At 57.6% G+C, this 21,144-nt stretch carries 20 protein-coding genes and 1 riboswitch; of the genes, 9 read left to right on the forward strand and 11 right to left on the reverse strand.

All coding sequences use genetic code 11. The features are described from left to right. The first annotated feature begins 38 nt into the window (after positions 1–38). The gene (spoVAC, locus tag OCV64_RS07615) at positions 39–482 is read left to right on the forward strand and encodes a stage V sporulation protein AC (protein WP_147571660.1); all 444 of its coding nucleotides are present in this window, start codon (positions 39–41) and stop codon (positions 480–482) included. 51 nt (positions 483–533) lie between these two features. Here spoVAC and deoC read toward each other — a convergent pair whose 3' ends face one another. The 6 genes from deoC to OCV64_RS07645 form a co-directional block, all read right to left on the reverse strand. After that, positions 534–1,187, reverse strand: coding sequence for a deoxyribose-phosphate aldolase (gene deoC, locus OCV64_RS07620; protein WP_147571661.1), 654 nt, complete (start codon positions 1,185–1,187; stop codon positions 534–536). A 137-nt stretch (positions 1,188–1,324) separates the two neighbouring features. Continuing rightward, positions 1,325–2,512, reverse strand: a complete 1,188-nt coding sequence (gene metK / locus OCV64_RS07625; RefSeq protein ID WP_262669733.1) for a methionine adenosyltransferase — start codon at positions 2,510–2,512, stop codon at positions 1,325–1,327. Between the two features lie 97 nt (positions 2,513–2,609). Further along, positions 2,610–2,708: riboswitch (SAM riboswitch) on the reverse strand. A gap of 90 nt (positions 2,709–2,798) precedes the next feature. Then, positions 2,799–3,704, reverse strand: coding sequence for a 3-hydroxyacyl-CoA dehydrogenase family protein (locus tag OCV64_RS07630; protein ID WP_147571663.1), 906 nt, complete (start codon positions 3,702–3,704; stop codon positions 2,799–2,801). Between the two features lie 213 nt (positions 3,705–3,917). Beyond that, positions 3,918–4,421 (reverse strand): GreA/GreB family elongation factor, encoded by a 504-nt coding sequence (locus tag OCV64_RS07635; RefSeq protein ID WP_186851873.1) that lies wholly within the window; start codon positions 4,419–4,421, stop codon positions 3,918–3,920. Between the two features lie 47 nt (positions 4,422–4,468). Then, complete coding sequence (locus tag OCV64_RS07640; RefSeq protein ID WP_186851872.1) at positions 4,469–4,630, reverse strand: hypothetical protein; 162 nt, start codon at positions 4,628–4,630, stop codon at positions 4,469–4,471. Between the two features lie 31 nt (positions 4,631–4,661). After that, complete coding sequence (locus OCV64_RS07645) at positions 4,662–5,906, reverse strand: adenosylhomocysteinase (protein WP_147571665.1); 1,245 nt, start codon at positions 5,904–5,906, stop codon at positions 4,662–4,664. 168 nt (positions 5,907–6,074) lie between these two features. Between OCV64_RS07645 and OCV64_RS07650 the strand changes: the two genes are divergently transcribed. Next, the gene (locus OCV64_RS07650; RefSeq protein ID WP_240288368.1) at positions 6,075–6,971 is read left to right on the forward strand and encodes a rhomboid family intramembrane serine protease; all 897 of its coding nucleotides are present in this window, start codon (positions 6,075–6,077) and stop codon (positions 6,969–6,971) included. Between the two features lie 59 nt (positions 6,972–7,030). Here OCV64_RS07650 and OCV64_RS07655 read toward each other — a convergent pair whose 3' ends face one another. Further along, positions 7,031–7,597: a hypothetical protein gene (locus OCV64_RS07655; RefSeq protein WP_262669734.1), complete on the reverse strand. Its 567-nt coding sequence runs from the start codon at positions 7,595–7,597 to the stop codon at positions 7,031–7,033. A gap of 205 nt (positions 7,598–7,802) precedes the next feature. Beyond that, positions 7,803–9,383 carry an NAD(P)/FAD-dependent oxidoreductase gene (locus OCV64_RS07660; RefSeq protein ID WP_262669735.1) on the reverse strand — a complete coding sequence of 527 codons (1,581 nt, stop codon included), beginning with the start codon at positions 9,381–9,383 and terminating at the stop codon, positions 7,803–7,805. 282 nt (positions 9,384–9,665) lie between these two features. Here OCV64_RS07660 and OCV64_RS07665 point away from each other — a divergent pair, with 282 nt between their 5' ends. From OCV64_RS07665 to mtnA, 6 genes are read left to right on the forward strand one after another with little or no spacing between them, the layout of a single operon-like run. Further along, entirely contained in the window at positions 9,666–10,787 is a 1,122-nt protein-coding gene (locus OCV64_RS07665; RefSeq protein ID WP_147571668.1) for a tyrosine-type recombinase/integrase, read from the forward strand. Between the two features lie 55 nt (positions 10,788–10,842). Then, positions 10,843–11,265, forward strand: a complete 423-nt coding sequence (gene ruvX / locus OCV64_RS07670; protein WP_186851869.1) for a Holliday junction resolvase RuvX — start codon at positions 10,843–10,845, stop codon at positions 11,263–11,265. Between the two features lie 30 nt (positions 11,266–11,295). Continuing rightward, a complete protein-coding gene (locus OCV64_RS07675) occupies positions 11,296–11,583 on the forward strand; it encodes a putative quinol monooxygenase (protein WP_262669736.1) in 288 nt (95 codons plus the stop codon). A 37-nt stretch (positions 11,584–11,620) separates the two neighbouring features. After that, positions 11,621–12,454 (forward strand): EFR1 family ferrodoxin, encoded by an 834-nt coding sequence (locus OCV64_RS07680; protein ID WP_186851867.1) that lies wholly within the window; start codon positions 11,621–11,623, stop codon positions 12,452–12,454. Positions 12,455–12,474: 20 nt separating this feature from the next. Continuing rightward, on the forward strand, positions 12,475–13,155 hold the full coding sequence (locus OCV64_RS07685) for a class II aldolase/adducin family protein (protein ID WP_262669737.1): 681 nt from the start codon (positions 12,475–12,477) through the stop codon (positions 13,153–13,155). Further along, the gene (gene mtnA / locus OCV64_RS07690; protein WP_262669738.1) at positions 13,152–14,234 is read left to right on the forward strand and encodes an S-methyl-5-thioribose-1-phosphate isomerase; all 1,083 of its coding nucleotides are present in this window, start codon (positions 13,152–13,154) and stop codon (positions 14,232–14,234) included. Before OCV64_RS07685 ends, mtnA begins: the two co-directional genes overlap by 4 nt. 55 nt (positions 14,235–14,289) lie before the next feature. Here mtnA and OCV64_RS07695 read toward each other — a convergent pair whose 3' ends face one another. The 3 genes from OCV64_RS07695 to OCV64_RS07705 form a co-directional block, all read right to left on the reverse strand. Further along, a complete protein-coding gene (locus OCV64_RS07695; RefSeq protein ID WP_262669739.1) occupies positions 14,290–15,603 on the reverse strand; it encodes an alpha-amylase family glycosyl hydrolase in 1,314 nt (437 codons plus the stop codon). An 81-nt stretch (positions 15,604–15,684) separates the two neighbouring features. Further along, positions 15,685–16,050, reverse strand: coding sequence for a sulfite exporter TauE/SafE family protein (locus tag OCV64_RS07700; protein ID WP_147571675.1), 366 nt, complete (start codon positions 16,048–16,050; stop codon positions 15,685–15,687). After that, the gene (locus tag OCV64_RS07705; protein WP_262669740.1) at positions 16,047–16,403 is read right to left on the reverse strand and encodes a sulfite exporter TauE/SafE family protein; all 357 of its coding nucleotides are present in this window, start codon (positions 16,401–16,403) and stop codon (positions 16,047–16,049) included. The genes OCV64_RS07700 and OCV64_RS07705 overlap by 4 nt, the downstream gene beginning before the upstream one ends. A 440-nt stretch (positions 16,404–16,843) precedes the next feature. Here OCV64_RS07705 and OCV64_RS07710 point away from each other — a divergent pair. Continuing rightward, on the forward strand, positions 16,844–21,144 hold a 4,301-nt coding region (locus OCV64_RS07710), incomplete at its 3' end, for an S-layer homology domain-containing protein (protein WP_262669741.1).

Below are 21,144 nucleotides of genomic sequence, written 5' to 3' on the forward strand. Positions count from 1 at the left end.
TAAAACTAGGGAAAATCTATTTTCCACGGGGTGTTTTTATGGACATGACCAATCAGGACTATGGCAAGCTGGTAAACGACCGCTCCAAGCCATCTCCTATGGGAAAAAATCTGGTATGGGCTTTTCTGGTGGGGGGCGCCATTTGTACCATTGGGCAGGGGCTCTCCAACCTCTATCAGAGCTGGGGGCTTGACAAAGACCAGGCGGGGACGGCGGTGTCTGTCACCCTGATCTTTGCGGCCGCCCTGCTCACTGGCCTGGGCTGCTTTGACAAACTGGCCAAACGGGCCGGAGCCGGTACCCTGGTCCCGATTACCGGCTTTGCCAACGCCATGGTCTCCCCAGCCCTGGAATTCAAAAGCGAGGGACTCATCACCGGCACAGCGGCCAAGCTCTTTGTAGTGGCCGGGCCCGTGCTGGTCTTTGGTATCTCTGCCAGTGTCATTTACGGCCTTATCTTACTTTTGTTCCAGCTGGTATGAGGCGGTAAAAAAGCTGTCTGTCCCATATGGGACAGACAGCTTTTTTACTCTTCAGCCCTCCTGGCGGGCCAGGGCCACAAGGGCACTGGCTCCGATGCGGTCGGCACCGGCCTCGATCATGGCCTGAGCCTGCTCAAAGGTGCGGATCCCGCCCGCCGCCTTGACGCCGATGTCAGGGCTGATATGTTCCTTAAACAGCTTCACATCCTCCACAGTGGCTCCACCAGTGGAAAATCCTGTGGACGTCTTAATAAAGTCGGCTCCGGACATGGACACCACCCGGCAGGCGGCTACCTTCTCCTCCTGGGTCAACTGGCAGGCTTCCACGATAACCTTCAGGATGCGGCCCTTGCAGGAGGCCTTTACCGCCTTGATTTCAGACAGCACGCCCTCCCAATCTCCTGATTTGGCCTGCCCCAGATTAATGACCATATCGATCTCGTCAGCGCCGTTGCGGATAGCGTCCTCTGTTTCAAAGACCTTTACCTCCGGGGTGGAATAGCCGTTTGGGAAGCCAATGACAGTGCAGATCTTCAGCCGGTTCCCCACGTAGTCCGCCGCCTTCTTTACATAGCGGGGCGGGATACAGACAGAGGCGGTGGAATAGGCCAGCCCCTCGTCACAGACAGCCTTCACCTGTTCCCAAGTGGCAGTTGTGGTTAGGATGGTATGGTCCACCCGGTTCAAAATTTCCTGATGCTCCATCGGTTATGTTCTCCCTTACAAAAATCGGACTTGGTCCGGACAAATATCTCGCCGTCCCATTCTATACCAGTATACCCGATTTTGTCCAGCCTTAATTCGACCTTATCCGAGGATTCCCCGTTTCCAGTGTCAGCGGCTCACACACCGAGGGCGGCCTTCAGCTCCTCTACCCGGTCCAGCTTCTCCCAGGGCAGATCCAAGTCGCTCCGGCCGAAGTGACCATAGGCGGCTATCTGCCGGTAGATGGGCCTACGCAGGTCCAGGTCCCGAATGATGGCGGCGGGGCGCAGGTCGAAAACCCGCCCTACCGCCTCCTCCAGCCGGGCGTCAGAGAGAGTACCGGTGCCAAAGGTGTCCACCCGGACGGAAACAGGACGGGCTACCCCAATGGCGTAGGCCAGCTGGATCTGGCAGCGGCGCGCCAGTCCGGCAGCCACTACGTTTTTGGCCACCCACCGGGCGGCATACGCGGCGGAGCGGTCTACCTTGGTGGGATCCTTGCCGGAGAAGGCGCCGCCGCCGTGGGGGGCGGAGCCGCCGTAAGTATCTACAATGATTTTCCTGCCGGTGAGCCCGGAGTCCCCCTGAGGTCCTCCTACCACAAAGCGGCCGGTGGGATTGACATAGATCTTGGTGTCCTCATCCATAAGCTGGTCGGGGATAATGGGTTTGATGACCAGCTCGATCATATCCCGCCGGATCTGTTCCAGCTCCACCTCAGGGCCGTGCTGGGTGGACACCACCACCGCGTCCACCCGGATGGGCCGGTTGTCATCGTCGTACTCCACGGTGACCTGGCTCTTGCCATCCGGACGCAGATAGCTCGCCTTCCCCTCCTTGCGAACCTTTGTCAGCTGCATGGCCAGCTTCTGGGCCAGGGAAATGGGCAGCGGCATCAGCTCAGGCGTTTCATCACAGGCGTAGCCAAACATCATCCCCTGGTCGCCGGCGCCATTATCCAGCCCGTCGTCCATGGTGCCCTCCTTGGCCTCCAGCCCCTTGTTTACCCCCATAGCAATGTCCGGAGACTGCTCGTCAATGGAGGTAATGACGGCACAGGTGTCGCAGTCGAAGCCAAATTTGGCCCGGTCATAGCCGATGTCCTTGATTACTTGACGAGCGATCTTGGGGATATCCACATAGCAGTTGGTGGTAATCTCGCCCATCACATGGACCAGCCCCGTGGTCACGGTGGTTTCACAGGCCACCCGTGACATAGGGTCCCGCTCCAGCATGGCATCCAGCACCGCGTCGGAGATTTGGTCACAGATCTTATCGGGGTGTCCTTCGGTTACAGATTCAGAGGTAAACAGTCGCTTTGCCATGATATTCTTTCCTTTCTTTCGTTCCCCTTGGAGTACAAGGGCCTGGGAGGATGAAAAAACGCCCCGCGGCAGGCGGAGCGTTGCAGTTTGGCTTGCATCCTCATCTTGCGATACTCTACCGCCGGATTTGGCACCTTGCCAGAGGCAGGTTGCCGTGGTTTCATAGGGCCGGTCCCTCAACCACTCTTGATAAGGCTATTTAGTTTTACTGATTGATTATATCAACTTTTCTCCCGTTGTCAACTGGTTTCCGCAAATTTCTCCACAGGCCTGGTCCCTTGACCTATCAGCCCTCCAAGGAGTGGCGGCGGGTCAGCACTGGGTTGACCCCCAGCTTTTTGCCGTTCTCATACAGGTAGAAGCCGGCCCCGCTCTTGCGGCCCAGATAGCCGGCGGTGACCATCTTACGAAGCAGCAGGGAGGGGTGATACTTGGCGCCGATTTCCTTGTCCATCACGTTCATCACGTTGAGCAGGATGTCCAATCCAATCATGTCCGCCAGCTCCAGGGGACCCATTGGGTGGTTACAGCCCAGCTTCATGCCGTTGTCCACGTCCTCCACCGAGCCGATAAAAGAGCCCACAATGACACAGGCCTCGTTGAGCATGGGCAGCAGGGCCCGGTTGACGATAAAGCCGGGCTTGTCATCGGCCAGAATCAGGGTCTTGCCCATTTTCTCGCCCACCTCCTTGATGTCCTCCAGCACATCCTGGGCGGTGAGCAGGCCGAAGATGACCTCGCACAGCTTCATCTTGGGCACTGGGGAGAAGAAGTGCATCCCCACCACCCGGGAGGGACGCTTGGTGGCGGCGGCCAGGGCGGTCAGAGAGATGGAGGAGGTGTTAGAGGCAAAGATGGTGTGGTCGGGGCATATCTCCTCCAGCTGGCGAAAGACCGCCTGCTTGGCCTCCAGGTTCTCAAAGATGGCCTCCACCACCAGGTCGGCCTCCCGCGCGGCGGACAGACGGGTATCGATCTTCAGCCGACCCATGCAGTCCTGAAACTCCTCCTCACTCATGGTTCCCTTTTCCACCATGTGCTTCAGCCGGCTCTCAATGCCCATCTGGGCCCGCTCCAGCGTCTCCTGCCGCTGGTCATTGAGGATGACATGATAACCGCTGGTCATAGCAGTCTGGGCGATGCCGCTGCCCATCAGGCCAGCTCCCACCACAAAAATATTCTGGATTGCCATATAAAAACTCCTTTTTCATCCGTATTTCAGTTCCGGACTACTCCCGCCCTTCCAATTACGGGAGGTCCAGGTTCTTGCGGGCCCTATCTTAGCATAGCAACTGTCGCAAGTCTTAGCATAAATGGCCATAAAATATGCAAATATTGTCCTAAAAATATTGATTGGGATGGCTGACAGCCATCCCAATCGGTTTTCCGTTTTTTTCGCTCTTTTTTAATAGCGGTTCAACTGAGCCGAACCGTCGTCCGCCCCCTTCTGTATGGCCCTGACCACGGCGTAGTATCCGTAGTCCTGATTGACCTGGACGTAAAACCGCTCCCCCACTTTTTTGCCCAGCAGAGCCGCCCCCATGGGAGATTCCTTACTGATAAGCCCGTTGAGCACGTCCTGGCGGACCGTAGTCACCACCTGCCAGCTCTCTTCCTCCCCGTCCTCCTCCAGATAGATGGTCACCTTGTCGTACAGCCCCACCGTGTCTGGAGCGGAACGGTCCTCGATAACACGCGCCGTCTTAATCATATTTTCCAGATATCGGATGCGGCTCTCATTTTTGTTTTTCTCCCGCTTGGCCGCCTTATACTCGAAGTTCTCGCTCAAATCGCCGAAGGAGCGGGCCACCTTTACTTCCTCCAGAAGCTGTGGCCGGAGCGTGACACGGCGGTAGTCCAGTTCCTCCCGCATTTTTTGGATATCCATTTTGGTCAATTCATTATGCATGACAGGTCCCTTCTTTTCTTCCCGATTCGGGTACTCTGTGACAGCCCCTATTTATTTTTATTGAAAAAGCCATACAGCGTCAGGAGCACAGCGGGGATGGGCAATAGAACGCCCAGCACCGCGAACAGGGCCGCCTGATCCACAACTCCAAACAGATAACACCATACGCCAAGGAGCAGAAGAAAGATCCCCATTAACATCTGCTTCACCTATAGCCCCCCTGTTCCATGTCCTGCCGTTTCAGGCCTCCCAGCCCGCCAGATAATCCCTCTGCTCCTGGGTCAGCTCGTCGATGGCCAGCCCCATGGCAGCCAGCTTTACCCGGCCGATCTGGTCGTCGATCTCATCCGGGACATTGTACACCTTCTTTTCCAGCTCTCCCCTGTGCTTCGCCAGCCACTCCAGGGACAGGGCTTGGACGGCAAAGGACATATCCATGATCTCCGCCGGATGGCCGTTCCCGGCGGCCAGGTTGACCAGCCGCCCCTCGGCCAGCACATTCAGCGTGCGGCCGTCGGGCAGGCGGTAGCCCCGGATGTTGGCCCGGCGGTCAAACCGCTCCGCCGCCATCTCCCCCAGGGCCGCCACATCCACCTCACAGTCAAAGTGACCGGAGTTACACAACAGGGCGTTGTCCTTCATGACCTGGAAATGGCGCTTCACGATGATGTCCTTGCAGCCGGTGGCGGTAATAAACAGGTCACCCAGCCGGGCTGCCTGATCCATTGGCATCACCCGGAAGTTTTCCATGGTGGCCTCCAGCGCCTTGAAGGGGTCCACTTCACAAACGATGACGTTGGCCCCCATGCCCTTGGCCCGCATAGCAATGCCTTTGCCGCACCAGCCGTAGCCCGCCACCACTACCGTTTTGCCCGCCACCATCAGGTTGGTGGTGTGCATGATGGCGTCCATGGTGGACTGGCCGGTGCCGTATTTGTTGTCGTAGTAGTGCTTGGCCTTGGCATCGTTCACCGCCATCATGGGGCAGGGCAGAATGCCGGCCCGCTGGCGGGCGTACAGTCGGTGGATGCCAGTGGTGGTCTCCTCACAACCGCCGATCAGCCGCTCCCCATACTGGTTGCACCTGTCCCCCAGCAGACTGATGAGGTCGCCACCGTCGTCCACGATCAGGTGGGGGCGGCACTTCAGGGTTTCCACCAACAGATTCTCATACCCTGCCATGTCCACCCCATAGACTCCATAGGTGTCCACGCCCAGGTCCGCCATGGCGGCGGCTACATCGTCCTGGGTGGACAGGGGGTTACAGCCGGTGAGATGGACGTCGGCCCCCCCCTCCCGAAGGACCAGGCCCAGGTTGGCGGTCTTGGCCTCCAGATGGACAGAAACAGCGATGGTCAGCCCGGCAAAGGGCTTTTCCCGGCGGAACCGCTCCTCGATGCCGGACAGGGCAGGCATGAAATCCCGCACCCAGCGGATCTTCTGATGGCCAGATGGGGCCAGGGACATATCTTTCACGATGCTCATGGCATTTCCTCCATATCCTTGTTCTCCGGCCTATTCTATCACACTTTTATTCCCGGCAAAAGGAGATTTTTCTTTTCCGCTATTTGTTTACACTTTGGACGTAGACATTTCTTCTAAAAACGGTTACAATGTCTTTTATCTGACATCCAACAGGAGGAGGGCTTCTTCATGAGAGCCATATCCCGCGGCTTGAGCCGATTCTGCTACAACCATCCCAATCTGGGCATTCCCGATCTAATCAAGTACATCGCTTTGGGCAATGTGTTTGTCTATATCGCAGATATGCTGACCAACGGATGGGTCTCCATGTTCATCCGGTTTTACCCCGAGCTCATCCTTCAGGGCCAGGTGTGGCGCCTCGTTACCTTTATTTTTTCCCCCCTGAGCGTGGGCGGAGGGTTCTGGGGCCCCTTCTTCTTTGCCGTTACCACCTATTTTTACTACTGGATCGGCTCCTCTCTGGAGCGTCAATGGGGCTCCACCCGATTCACAGTCTTTTATGGCCTGGGCGTGCTGCTGAACATTGTAGTAGGCATCGTCACCTATCTGCTGATGCCCATAACTTCCAACCTGAGCGGCTATTATTTTGAAACCGCCACGATGTATTATGTGAATCTCTCCATGTTCTTTTCCTTTGCCACTCTGTACCCGGATATGCAGGTGCTGCTCTATGGCATCATTCCGCTGAAGGTCAAGTGGCTGGCCTGGCTGGACGCCATATTCTTTACCTACGACATCTTTGGCTACCTGACTGGCCACACACCCCTGCGGGCCCTTCTTCCCGTTATTGCCATCCTGAACTACCTCATTTTCTTCTGGGAGGACCTGATGTCTGTTCTGGGCCGGGGCAGCGAGCGAATCCGCTACAGGACCTCCCCCCAGACCATCAACTTCAAGAAGGCCCAAAAGGATGTAAAAGAGCGGAAGGGATATCTCCACAAATGTGCCGTCTGCGGTCTGACCGACGCGGACGATCCCAATATGGAGTTCCGCTACTGCTCCAAGTGCAATGGCTACTACTGCTACTGCATGAAGCACATCAATGACCACACTCATGTGCAGTGATGGCAGCCATTTTTGTCCAAAAATCAAGAGGGGCGCCCTACGGGGTGCCCCTCTTAATTTTATTCAGTTCGCTGCTCTATCCTGCGGTACAAGATAGGCACGTCATAGCCAAATGTCCGCTTTCCGTTAACTTCCATCGTCTCAGATACCGCTAAACACTCCGGAGAAAAGCGTTCCAACAAAGTAAATTTAAGCACAGGAGTGAACATACTGACACTGCCGCCCTCCCAAATGTCACCCTTTTTCTCATAGAGGGCCGGACTAAATTTGTCTGAACACTTCAAGCTGCTGTACTCTATCTCATCCATCTCCTGATAGGTGAAGTGCTCCTTTTCGCAGCCCTCTGGCAGTTCATAAGAAGTCAGCTTGACCCTATCGCCCTCCTCTGTGAATAGGAACAGGTGAGGGGAGGCATGGGTCTTTCCTTCTACCGTGTAGTAACTCTCCTCCACTAAGAAAACGCCCTCAAAGTTTTCCGGAAGGTTCCTGATCTTGCTGTTGCATACGGTATTGATATGCTGGGCAAAAGGAAATTGGAGGTCCCCCTTACGCCGCATTTCCTCGAACTGCTGGGCGTTATCAAAACTTCCAGATAAAAGGGTCAAAAATTCATCCAACTGGTCCATATAAGCTCTCCTTTTGAAAATATCAGAATCCAGCTCCTGTCTGGTATCTGGATCGGCCCCTCCACACAGAAGAAGTCCTGTGGGGGGCCTTTTCTTTTCTGTCCTTGGGCGAAATATATCCGCCCTGCGGAAATTCTCCGCTTCGCTCCAAATTTACGGCCTATCGGCCGCCCCATCCCCGATAGGGCCCCGGCGAGGGGGCGGCTCATCCCCGCGCCACCGCTTCGGCCACGCGAATACCGTCCACCGCCGCACTGACAATGCCCCCCGCGTAGCCCGCCCCCTCGCCACAGGGGTACAGGCCATGGAGAGGGGACTGACAGCCCTCATCCCGTAAAATGCGGACAGGAGAGGAGGAGCGTGTCTCCACCCCGGTCAGCACCCCATCTGGTACAGAGAAACCCCGCAGCTTTCGGTCCATCAGGGGCAAGGCATCCCGCAGGGTATCCGACACAAAGTCGGGTAAACAGCCCTCTAAATCAGTCCAAGTCACTCCGGGTTGATATGTGGGAAGAATGGCGCCAGGGCCCTGTGAGGGCCGCTTGTGCAGAAAATCCTCCACTCGCTGGGCAGGGGCCCGGAAGCCTCCACCCCCCAGTTGGAACGCCGCCTTCTCCCATCGCTCTTGGAACCAGACTCCAGCCAGCACATCCGCCTCTGGAAAGTCCTCCGGCCCTACTCCCACTAACAGTCCACCGTTGATATTGGCCCCATCCCGGGCCCGCAGGCTCATACCATTAGTGACCACGCCCCCCTGCCGGGAGGCGGCCGCCACCACCTGCCCACCGGGGCAGACACAGAAGGTGAAAGCCGACCGGCCGCTGGGCAGGTGGCAGGCAAGTTTGTAATCCGAGGGCGGCAGCTTGGAAAAGGCTGGGCCGTACTGCTGGCGGCTCACCGCCTGCTGGTCGTGTTCGACGCGCACCCCAATAGCAAAATTCTTTTTCTCCATGGGCACCCCCGCCTCCTTTAGCATGGTAAAGGTATCCCGTGCGGAGTGGCCAGGGGCCAGGACCAGGGCGTCAGCAGGCAGGCGATAGGGCCCTGTCGGGCCCTCCACCCGTATGCCAGCCAGGACTCCGCCGCTGACGGTCAGTCCAGTCAACCGATGGCCAAACCGGACATCACAGCCCAGGGAAATAAGCTCCCGGCGGATATTTTTCACCACCTGGCGCAAAATATCGGTTCCGATATGGGGTTTATGGGAATACTTGACATCGGCGGGGGCCCCCGCCTCCACCAGCACGTCCAGCACAGCGGAGATGCGGGGATCGTGGGTCCCAGTGGTCAGCTTCCCGTCGGAGAAAGTACCGGCTCCCCCTTCGCCAAACTGTACGTTAGACTCCTCGTCCAAAATCCCAGTGTCCCAGAAAGCCCCCACGTCCAGGGTCCTCCGGTCCACATCCCGCCCCCGCTCCAAAATGACAGAGGGAATACCGTTGCGGGCCAGAAACAAGGCGGCAAAGAGTCCTGCCGGGCCCATGCCCACCACTACCGGAGGCAGGGCCGCCTTCCGTCCCACACTGGGGAAGGCGTAGGGTCTCCGCTCTGTCAGAGAGATGTTTCGACCGGGGGCGGAACGGACCACGGAAACCTCGTTGGCCATGGACAGCTCCACGGTATAGACATAGTGGACATCATCTTTCCTCCGCGCGTCAATGGACTGGCGGACGATGTCCAGCTCCCCTAGTGCCCCAGGGCGCACACCCAGCGTCCGGGCCGCGCGCTTTCTGAGCTGATCCAGGTCCCCGTCTACTGGCAGGGCCAGCCCTCCGATCCTTATCATCTCAATCACCTCTTTTCAAAGTATTGTATCACAGCCGGCGGCAAAGCGGAAGTTTTGGATCGCTCTTTTTCTCCTTTTCCTCCGCCTGGAGCTCGCATCCCGCCGCTCTGCCCAGAGGAGCGAATCCCCGTCTTTTTCCCAGAATTTGTCGAAATATGTTGAAAAAAGCAGTTTTTCCCATTTATTCTCTTTTTATGCCCCCGTGCCGAGGAAAAATCGCCGCATTTGTACCGGGGGGCCGACCGTCAGCAGAATACAAAGAAAATGGAGGCAATGAAAATCATGGCAAGAAAAACTGTGGAGCGCAATATCTCATACGACGATGCCCGGGATCTGTACTACGTCAGTATGGACCTGGGCCGTGATGAGGAGGGCAGGCGGATCAAGCAGTACCGTACCTTTCCCACCCTGACCGCCGCCCGGGCGGGACTGCGGGATTTCCTGGCCCATCGGGATCAGGAGCGCCAGACCCCCCGGCATCAGCTCACCCTGTCCGAGTGGCTGGAATACTGGATGGACACCATCGTGCGGCCCAATCGGGCGGAAACCACGGTGTATTCCTATCAAAAGATCATTGACAATCACCTTGGCCCAGCCCTGGGGGATATGCCCCTTCTGAAGCTGACGCCTAAGGACATCCAGCAATACTATACCCAGGTACAGCGGGATAACAGCCTCTCCTCCAACACCATGCGTCGGCACCACGACCTTCTTTCCTCCTCCCTGCGGACGGCGGTGCGGCAGGATATGCTGCTGGTCTCTCCCATGGACCGGGTGGAGCCCCCCAGGTCCAAGCTTTATGAGGCGGACTTCTACACCCCGGAGGAGCTGAAACGGCTCTACGCCCTCCTCCCCGGCCACCGGCTGGAACTGCCTGTCAAGCTGGCGGGCAGCCTGGGTCTGCGGCGGGAGGAGCTGTGCGGTCTGAAGTGGGAAAATGTAAACTTTCAGCTCCGGGTCATCTATATTCGGGAGGCCCGCACCGCCTTCGGCGCCACCATCATCCAAAAGGAGACCAAAAACCGCGCCTCGGTCCGCACACTCTATCTCCCCGAAGATATCTTCCGGCTGCTGAACCAGGAGCGGGCGCGCCAGAACGCGCTCTTCCGCGGGCGGGAGGAGCCTGGCCATGTGGTGCTGGACCACAAGGAGCTGCCCTACTCGCCCAACGCTCTGTCCCTGGCCTTTACCCGCTTCGTGCGAAAAAATGACCTGCCTCGGGTCACCCTCCACGGCCTGCGCCACTCCTTTGCCACCATTGCCTCCTTCCAGGGCGTGTCCCTCTTCGATATCGGCAAAGCCCTGGGCCACTCCACCCCCGCCACCACCGGCCGCATCTACACCCACCTCATCGACCGCACCCACGAGGAGACTCTGATGCGGGTGTCGGACGCGCTGAAATAACCGTTGTATTCCCTCTAAATTTGCGGTATCATTTGAGAGAGAGGAGGGAGTGTCTATGCGTATTATGGCCATTGACTACGGCGACGCCCACACCGGCGTGGCCATCTCTGACCCCACCGGACTTTTGGCCGGGACCACCACTACTATCCACAGCCGGAAGGGCGGGGTGGTGCTGGAGGAGCTGAAGAAGCTGGTGGATGCCTACCGGGTGGAGGAGCTGGTCATGGGCTTTCCCCGGAATATGGACGGCACCGAGGGCCCTAGGGCCCAGCTATACCGGGACTTTGCCGGCCAGGTGGAGGAGGTCACCGGTCTGAAGCCCATCCTGTGGGACGAGCGGAGGACCACCGTGGACGCCCACCGTATCCTTTTTGCGGCAGGACAGAACGCCAAAAAGCGGAAAAAGACAGTGGACGCCGTGGCGGCCTCCCTGATTCTGGAGGGCTATCTGAATTTCAAACGAATGACTCAGCAATAGGAGTTCAACAGATATAAGGGGGAAAGAAATATGTACGGTATCAATGTGATCTACACCATGAAGCCCGGCAAGCGGGATGAGTTTCTGGCTGGAGTGACCGCCAGCGGCGCTCAGGCGGCGGTGCGCGGGGAGGAGGGCTGTCTGCAATACGACTATTTCACCTCGGTGGACAACCCGGACAAACTGCTCCTGCTGGAGAAGTGGACCAATCGGGAGGCCCAGAAGGTCCACATGGGCCAGCCTCATATGGCGCTGATCCAGGAGGTCAAGGATCGCTGCGCGGCCGATACGATTCTGGAAACTTACGACCTGCCGTAAGCGGTCCAGGTTGAAAATGGTGAAGGAGGAAATACATATGGAAATCAAAACTGTTTGGGCCGTCTATTTTAGCGGCACCGGCACCACAGAAAAGGTAGCTACCCATCTTGCCAGGTCCCTGGCTGGGCAACTGGGAGCCCAGTACAAGTCCCATGACTACACCCAGCCCAAGGGCCGGGAAAACGCGCTACAGTTCGGTCCGGATGAACTGGTGGTATTGGGTACTCCGGTCTATGCCGGGCGAGTCCCCAACATGATGCTGCCCTTTGTACAGAACAGCATCCACGGCGAGGGCACCCTGGCCGTCCCCGTGGTCCTCTACGGAAATCGAAACTTCGACGACGGGTTGATGGAGCTCAAGCAGGTGATGACGGCCAACGGCTTCCTGCCCATCGCTGGGGCCGCCATCGTGGGCGAGCATTCCTTCTCCAAGATCCTGGGCGCCGGCCGCCCCGACGGGGAGGACATGGCTCTGGTGGACCAGCTGGCCCAGCAGACTGCTGAGAAGGTCAAGGGTCTGGCGGCGCTGCCCGCTGAACCGGTCCAGGTGGAGGGCTGCGACCCCATCCGCCCCTACTACACCCCTCGGGACCGGAACGGCGAGCCCATCAAGGACTTCCTGAAGGCCAAGCCCGTCACCGACCTGGACAAGTGCGTTCGGTGCGGCCTGTGCGCCCGGCTGTGCCCCATGGGGGCCATCGATCCCAACGATGTGAGCCAGGTGGTGGGCAAGTGCATCAAGTGCTGCGCCTGTGTGAAGAAGTGCCCCATGGGGGCCAAGTACTTCGACCATGAGGGCTACCTATACCACCAGCATGAGCTGGAGGACCTGTACGCTGCCCGCCGGGCGGAGAGCAAGATCTTTATCTGAAGAACATGGGAGATTGGGGAATGGAACAGGACCGGGAAACTCTGTGTCAGGTGTGCCTGCTGCTCTATCAGCGGGGCTATGTGGTTAGCAACGACGGCAATGTTTCCGTTCGGATTGGGGAAGACCAGGTACTCATCACCCCTTCCGGTGTAAGCAAGGGCCGGCTGACCCCTGATATGCTGGTAGTATGCGACCTGGAGGGCCGGGTGTTGGCAGGACGCCTCCACCCCTCCTCTGAATCTGCTATGCATCTGCTCGTCTACCGGGAGCGCCCCGATGTAGGCGCGGTGGTCCATGCTCACCCGCCGGCGGCCACCGCCTTTTCCATCTGCCGCCGCCCCCTGGCCCAGCACTATCTGACCGAAACCATTAGTGGGCTGGGGGAGGTGCCTGTGGCCCCCTTTGCCCTCCCCTCCACCAGTCAGGTCCCCGACAGCCTGCGCCCCTATGTGGCCGGCTGCAATGGGGCCCTGCTGGCCAACCATGGGGCCATCGCCTGGGGCAGAGACCTCTGGCATGCCTTTGACCGGATGGAGCAGGTGGAGCAGACCGCCAAGATCTTTGCCCTCGTTCACCAACTTGGAGGCGGGGTGGAACTGTCACCAGAGCAGGTAGGGGCTATCCGAGGGCTGGAGGGGCACTACCGGACGCTGTCCGGGTCCAGAACTCCCCACGAGGAACAGGGAGGTGGAAGAACATGACGCAGCCTTATCCAGACCATATCCGGCTGGGCCCAGGAGAAGACAGCGTTATCCTGCTGGATCAGACCCAGCTGCCCAACCGCCTGGAGGAACGGCAGGTCCGTTCCCTGGCCGAGATGATAGAGGCCATCCGCTCCCTGCGGGTCCGGGGCGCCCCTGCCATTGGAATCTTTGCCGGGTACTGCCTGTATGCCCTGTCCCGTCAGCTGGAGGCGCGGGGGTGGAAGGGTCCGGCCCTGCTGGCTGAACTGGAGGGGCTGGGGGCCGCTCTGGCCGGGGCAAGGCCCACCGCTGTCAACCTGTCCTGGGCCGTGGATCGGATGCTGCGCGCAGCCCGGGGCTCGGCTGGCGAGCACATGTCGGAGGCGCTGGGCAGGGAGTGCCGGGCCATCCATCAGGAGGACCAGGATATGTGCCACAAAATCTCGGAGTACGGTTTGTCCCTTTTACAGTCAGGAGACGGGGTACTCACCCACTGCAACGCCGGCCCTCTGGCTACCTCCCGCTATGGCACCGCCCTTGGTCCTATCCTGCTGGCCCAGGAGCGCGGCATTTCTCTACGGGTATTCGCGGACGAGACCCGGCCTCTGCTCCAGGGAGCTCGGCTCACCGCCTGGGAGCTTCAGCAGGCTGGGGTAGACGTGACCCTCATCTGCGATAATATGGCCTCCATCGTCATGAAAAACGGCTGGGTCCAGGCCTGTTTCGTGGGCTGCGACCGGGTAGCTGCCAACGGGGACACGGCCAATAAGATCGGCACCAGCGGGGTGGCCATCCTGGCCCGCCACTACGGGGTCCCCTTCTATGTATTGGGGCCTACTTCCACCATCGACCTGAGCTGCCCTGACGGGGATCACATCCCTATCGAGGAGCGAGACGGGGAGGAGATCCGCTCTCTGTGGTACCGGGAACCCATGGCCCCCTCCGGGGTAAAGTGCTATAACCCCGCCTTCGACATCACTCCCCATACGCTGATTTCCGCCATTATCACCGAGAGGGGCATCTGCCGTCCTCCCTACTCCCTCTCCCTGCCAGCCCTGTTTTCTCCCTCTCAAGGCGAACCCTCATACAGCCCATAACGAAGCGGCCGCCAGATTGGCGGCCGCTTCGTTCTCTATTTTTTCTGGGCGGCCCTCACCGCTCCATCTTCCAGAACCGGACGCTGTACGGCGGCAGCTCGCTTCCTCCGCCGAAGTCGTGCTTTTTCCCGGAGATCAGATCCCAGGCCAGGCCACAGCCGGCGTCAAAATGGGCGGTATAGGGCTGGCTGTCCCCGTTGACCGCCACCAGCACCCGCTCCTGTTCACATTTCCGCTCGAAGATGATCTGGCGGTTGGTCAGCACTACATTCCGGTAATTCCCATAACACAGAGCCGGGCTGTTTCTCTTGGCCGCCGCCAGTTTGGCGATATGCTCCGTCAGCTGGTTCCACTCCGGCCTCTCCAATGCCGGACGGAGCGCGTCGTCGCTGTCCGGTCCCTTCCGGCCCTCCAGCCCCCACTCGCTGCCGTAGTATACCGCCGGCACCCCAGGCATCCCAAACATCAGCCCATAGGCAGGGGCCAGATGATTTCGGTCGGTCAGGCGGGAGGCGATGCGGTCCACATCGTGGTTATCCAGGAAGCACAGCAGGTGGGCCCCCTTATATAAGGTCCACTGCTCCGGCCCGAACTGCCGGGCAAGGGAGTGGCCGATCTCAAACATATTCCTGGAGTTGAAGCTGGACCACAGTCCCTTGTAGCACTCGTAGTTTGTCACTGAGTGGCACAGCTCCGGCCCCATCCATCGGTTATAGTCCCCGTGCAGCGTCTCTCCCATCAGCACAAAGTCCGGTTTCAGCCCTTGGGCAAAGGCTCTCAACCGCTTCAGGTACTCCGGGGGTAAGCAGTAGGCCACGTCCAGCCGCAGCCCGTCGATGCCGAACCGCTCCACCCAGGACCGGATGGCGTTAAATTGGTGTTCTATCACCGCCGGATTCCACAGATTCAGCTTGACCAGCTCGTTGTGGCCCTCCCAGCCCTCGTACCAGAAGCCGTCATGATACTCGGTATCCCCGTCAAAGCTCAGGTGGAACCAGTCCCGGTATGGACTGTCCCATTTTTTCTTCTGTACCTCCTGAAACGCCCAGAAGCCCCGTCCCACATGGTTGAACACCCCGTCCAGCATCACCCGGATGCCGGCCTGATGGAACGTCCGGCACACCTGGGCCAAATCTTCATCGCTCCCCAGCCGAGGGTCCACCGTAAAATAGTCCCGGGTGTCATAGCCGTGGCGGTCGCTGTCAAAGACCGGGTTGAGCAGCACCGTGTCCGCTCCCAGCCGCTTGATGTGGTCCACCCAGTCCAGCAGCCGCAGGATGCGGGGGGTCCTCACCCCGTCGTTTTCCTTCGGCGCGCCGCACAGGCCCAGAGGATATATTTGATAGATGACCGCTTCGTCAAACCACATTGACAGGCCCTCCTTCCATCCCGCCCTTAGGGGCGGATATGGTCCTATCATATCCTATCCGACGCCTGGGAGCAAGCATTTTTACTCCTTTGTACGCCCAAACAGCTCCATCAGCCCCACCACGATGAGAAACGCTCCGAAGAATTTGCGCAGCAGCCCTACCTCCATAGCGGTGGCCGCCCACGCCGCCAGGGCGGCGCAGACCAGCCCTGCCCCGATGGCCGGGAGGAGCACTGGTTTCTCGATGTAACCGTTTTTGACATGGGCGGGCAGGGCCATCAGCCCAGCGGGCAGGAAATAGAGCAGGTTGATGCCCTGTGCCAGATGCTGGTCCACGCCGGCGAAGGCGGTCATATAGACCAGCAGGAGGGTGCCTCCCCCCACGCCGAAGCCGGACAGCACTCCTGTGGCAGCCCCCACTGCCAGGGGCAAAACCCATTCGCTCATAAAAAGCTCCTCACTCCCCCATAGATAAGCAGAAGGCCGAAGGCCCGCTTCAGCCAGACCATCTGTACTCCTTTGAACCACTTTCCCCCCGCCCAGCCGCCGACAGTCCCTCCCACCAGGTATGGCAGCGCGGCCCAGAAGTCCAGCCCGCCCCGCAGAAAGTAGACGCACATGGACAGGGCGCACAGGGGCAGGATGACCGCCACCGAGGTGGCAAAAGCCCTCCGCTGATCCAGACGGCAGTACCTGGTGAGCAGCGGAACGAACACCGAGCCCCCTCCGCCACCAAAGAAGCCGTTGGCGACTCCGGCCAGTCCGCCGGCAATCAGATATCTCCATGTTTGACCGCGCAAAAAACCGCCCCCTTTTGGACCTAGTGTGCCAAAAGCGGGGCGGTTTATGTAAAAAGTCAGCTTGAATAAAAAGAGGGAACTACTCCTTCCGGAGCGGGTAGGCATAAATTTGAAAAGGTGTACCTACAAAAAGTTTTGAGAGCACACCTATACAACATTAGAATATAGCATTAACAGGGAAGAAAAGCAACCATTTGACAATAATTTTCATCTTATTTCTGAATTTGTAAAGGTACACNGTGTACCTTTACAAATTCAGAAATAAGATGAAAATTATTGTCAAATGGTTGCTTTTCTTCCCTGTTAATGCTATATTCTAATGTTGTATAGGTGTGCTCTCAAAACTTTTTGTAGGTACACTTTTTAAAACAAGTGAAGGAGGATGACAGTCAAATTAGTATATGTTTATTCCTTATTTTTTATGTAGAGGAGGAAATTTTGTGAAGAAAAAACTTTTGGCAGGATTCATGACTTTGTGTATGCTGTTGTCGCTTCTTCCCACTGCAGTGTTTGCGGTTGAAACAGAAGCTGAACCCAGCACGGAGCAGACTGTTCCGGTCAAAGAGGAAGCCGGGAGCCAGCCCGATGGGGGTAGGGCCGACAATGTTGGAACTACATCTGATTCGTTAACTGGCAGTGGAACTCAAACTGATCCGTATGTAGTGACCCTGCAAACCCTTCCGGCGTTGGGGGAACTGCTGGAGAGCGGAACTACCAGTACGATGTACGTAAAGGCTGGAGAAAACATCACTCTTCCAACTGGCCAGCACATCAATATTCCCCAGGGATGCACGGTTGATTTGGATTTCTGTGGGTTTACTCTATCGAAGTCCGACAGTAGCACCAATGCTCCCATTGAAAACTATGGGACCATGATTATTCGGGATTCCAGCACCGACAAAAAGGGCGGGATCTCTGGCGAAAATCGCTGTATCAATAATTACGGTACCATGACGATTGAGAACGGTCACTATACGACCACAAATGCAGCAAATGGAACAGCAATTCAAAATAAGGTCGAGGATAGTGTCATTACTATCAATGATTGTACCGTAAATGCTGCTTTCTTTGCATTTTATAACATGGGTACCGCAACGATTAACAATGGTACCTTTATTTCTACATCTTGTAATCATAACAAAGATAACACAGGTGCCTCTGCATTTGCCTATTGTTTTGTCAGTGCGGGTGATTTGACATTCAATAACGGATCCGTTACCGGTGTTCAGGGCGGACTGGCAATCAACAGTGGTAAAGCTGTGGTTAAGAATGGTACCTTTAAGACTGTTGCGTGTACTACCGGGCAAGCAACTAGTTGTACCAATGGAGGTACAGCTCATTATGCTATTTATTGTGCGGGTGAGCGAGGGCAAGTGAAGGCTACTGTATCTGGGGGCACATTCACCAGTGCGTCCAAAGTGGCGGTATTCGTTGGAAACGATAATGATGGAGGACAAAAACTCCCTGCTGCCCTGACCATCACCGGTGGTACTTTTAACAGTGGTGCCCAAGATAAGGCCGTGTTTCAGGCACCTAAAACTGGAAATCTTGAAGTTTATAGTGGAAATTTCTCCGGCAGCGTTACAGATTTTATTGTGAAATCTTCCGCAGAAACTCTGCAAGGCGACCGCTATATCGTAGCACCGCTGACCATTGAAAACTCTGTGGCAGAAGTTGGAGGTAAATATTACGCCACTTTGCCCGACGCCATCGCCGCCGCCAAGACCGGCGATACGGTGAAGCTGGTAAAGGATATCACCTCATCCAGCACCATTCAGATTTCCCAAAAGACTGATATTAAGTTGGACCTGAACGGGAAAAAACTCACGGTTACAAGCGGCGACGCCCTTCTTAACAATGGTGCGCTGACCATTCTGGATTCTCTGTCCGGCGGAAAGATCATTTCTGAGAAATCAGGTACAATCGGGGTCGGCAGCAATTCTACCACCACGATTCAGTCTGGTGAGTTTGAATCTGTGGAGGGTGCAGTATTTACTGGGCTCTCGACTGGCGCAACGATTACCATTGAGGGCGGCACTTTCAGCGCCTCTGATAATGCGGTTATTGCGGGTAACGGATCGAACCGGACTGGTGATCCCAATGTGATCAACATCAAGGGCGGTACCTTCAATGGCAGCATTAAGACTGCGGGTTATGTTGCCTGCGGTATCTATGCCCCCTGGAAGGATCAGATCACAGTTTCCGGTGGTACCTTTAACATTACCGGCGGAGCTGGCATTGTTGCCCGTGGAGGAACTATCACCGTCACCGGCGGCGAGTTTAAGACGACCGGAAATGTCACCGGCAAGGTCGGAGATAGCCGAGTTGTAGTTCCCTGTGCCACTCTGGTATTTGACAGTGCGGCAAAGTATCCAGGTATGACCGAAACTTCCAAAATTGCGGTTTCCGGTGGTACATTTACCTCTGATTCTGGAGTCAACACAGTGCAGACTGTGGCTGATGATCCTGCGGACACTTCCCGCGTTTCCATCATCGGCGGCACCTTCTCTTCTGATCCCAAATCCTACATTTCCACCGGCTATACTGCCAAGGAAAACACTCCTTCTGAGGGCCTCTGGACGGTAGAGGCCTCCAATGGCATGGTGGCCGATGTAGAGAAGCCTACGGGCAGCACCTCTGCCTCCGCTACTGTCGGTGGCAACTTCTCTGTCAACCAGGGAGAAACCGGAACCGAAGGAGACGGTCAGGTGAAGCCTGAATCCGGTTCTGTCACTGTAAATGTGGCCACCGGCGAGGCTGGAGCTCCTGACGAAAACGTCAAGCAGGTCACCGTATCTGTGGACAACAACGCTCTGACCTCCGTTCAGTCGGCCAAGGTCGATGTGGATATCGTCACCGACGTGGGCACCGTTACCCTGGACAAGGATGCCTGGAACACCATCACCGAGAAGGCCGATGGCGGCAGCGTGGCCCTGACCGTGGAGGAGAAGATCGGTGGCGGCTGGACCGTGTCCGCCGTTAACGCCAGCGGCGACCCCGTGTTCTCCGCTGAGGACGACACCCGCAAGGGCGAGATCACCGTTTCTGTACCCTATAATCAGGAACTGACCGATGGTCAGAGTGTCGTGGTTTACTATGTGGGTGAAAATGGCCAGTTGGAGTCTATGACCACCACCTATGAGGCCGGCACCCTGTCCTGGACCACCGACCATCTGTCGGACTTCATCGGCGTGATTATCGGAGAGGACGACGAGGCCGTCTGGGTGTCCAATGGCGCCATCACAACCGGGAAGCTGGCCACCGCTCTGGCTGATCCTAAGTTTGACGGCGGCAACATCTATCTGGTGAAGGATGCCGCTTTGGACAGCGCCAAGTTCACCATCAGCAAGAATATCACCATCCTCAAAGACGAGAATGCTGCGGCTGTCCCCGCCATCACCGCCACCGTCGCCGCTGGTCCTACTACCGGCGCCTTTACGATCACCGAGAACGCCGCTCTGACCTTGAACGGCGTGAAGCTGACGGTTAAGGGCACTGCTGATACCGAAGGAAAGGGCGGCAATTACGACGGCACCGGCTTCATTCTGAATAACAGCGCCAATGGCAACGGCGGCAAGCTGATCCTGAACAATGCCGAGGTGGAACTGACCGGGCTGCAGCGCGGCATGGTGTTCCAGGTGGCCGCTGAGAATTTGGCCAGCGTCGAGATGATCAACTCCAAGCTGACCATCCAGAATATCGACGGCAACGCCTCCAACGGCGGCGTGTGGAATATCAAGGATCATTCCACTGTCACCGTAAACGGCTGCGGCGACTATGGTCTAAGCGTACAGGATATCACCGTAGATAATTCTACCGTCAATGTCACAAATGTAGACAAGACCGGCGTGGTCGCCCAGGATGTAACTGTGTCCGGCGGCGGCTCCATCTCTGTGACCAACAGCGGCAAGGAATTGCCCTGCAAAGACTGGCAGGGCAACGACATGAACGCCGTGGTGGAATTGAAGTCTGACGGATCTTTGACAGTAGACGAGAATTCCAAGCTCACTGCCAGCGGCAACAAGGATCAGGACGGCAAGCCCGTTGACAAGATCGATATCAACGGTGGCACTCTGGACAACAAGGGCGCCATCACCGGCGAGATCGTCACCACCGCACCCGCAGGCTCCCACACCGTCAAGGTCGTGGTGAACGGCCAGGTCATTGACATTCAAACCGTGACCAACGGCGACTCCTTCACCCTGCCTGCCGCCCCTGCCGGAGGCAACTTCCAGGGCTGGTATGACGGCACCACAGTTCATGCCGCCGGTGCGACAGTGACCATTACCGCCGATGTGACCTTTACCGCCAGTTGGTACACCTCCGGCGGCGGTGGAGGCGGCGGCTCCAGCAGCTACTCCATCAGCGTGGACAAGAACATTGACAACGGCAGCGTGACTGTCTCCCCCAAGAGCGCCTCCAGCGGCCGGACGGTGACCATCACTGTCAAGGCCGACGAGGGCTATGAGTTGGACGAACTGACGGTCACTGACAAGAACGGGGACGAGATCGAACTGACCGACAAGGGCGACGGCAGGTATACTTTCAAGATGCCCCGGTCCAAGGTGACCATTGAGGCCTCCTTCGTGGAGATCGACCACCAGGATACCTGCCCCGCCGCCGGCTTCCGGGATGTGGACGAGGACGCCTGGTACCATGAGGCGGTGGACTACGCCCTGGACAACGGCCTGATGTCCGGTGTGTCCGACCGGGAGTTCGCCCCCGGCAGCACCCTGACCCG

Source organism: Muriventricola aceti (genome assembly GCF_025567565.1).
GTDB lineage: Bacteria > Bacillota > Clostridia > Oscillospirales > Oscillospiraceae > Lawsonibacter > Lawsonibacter aceti.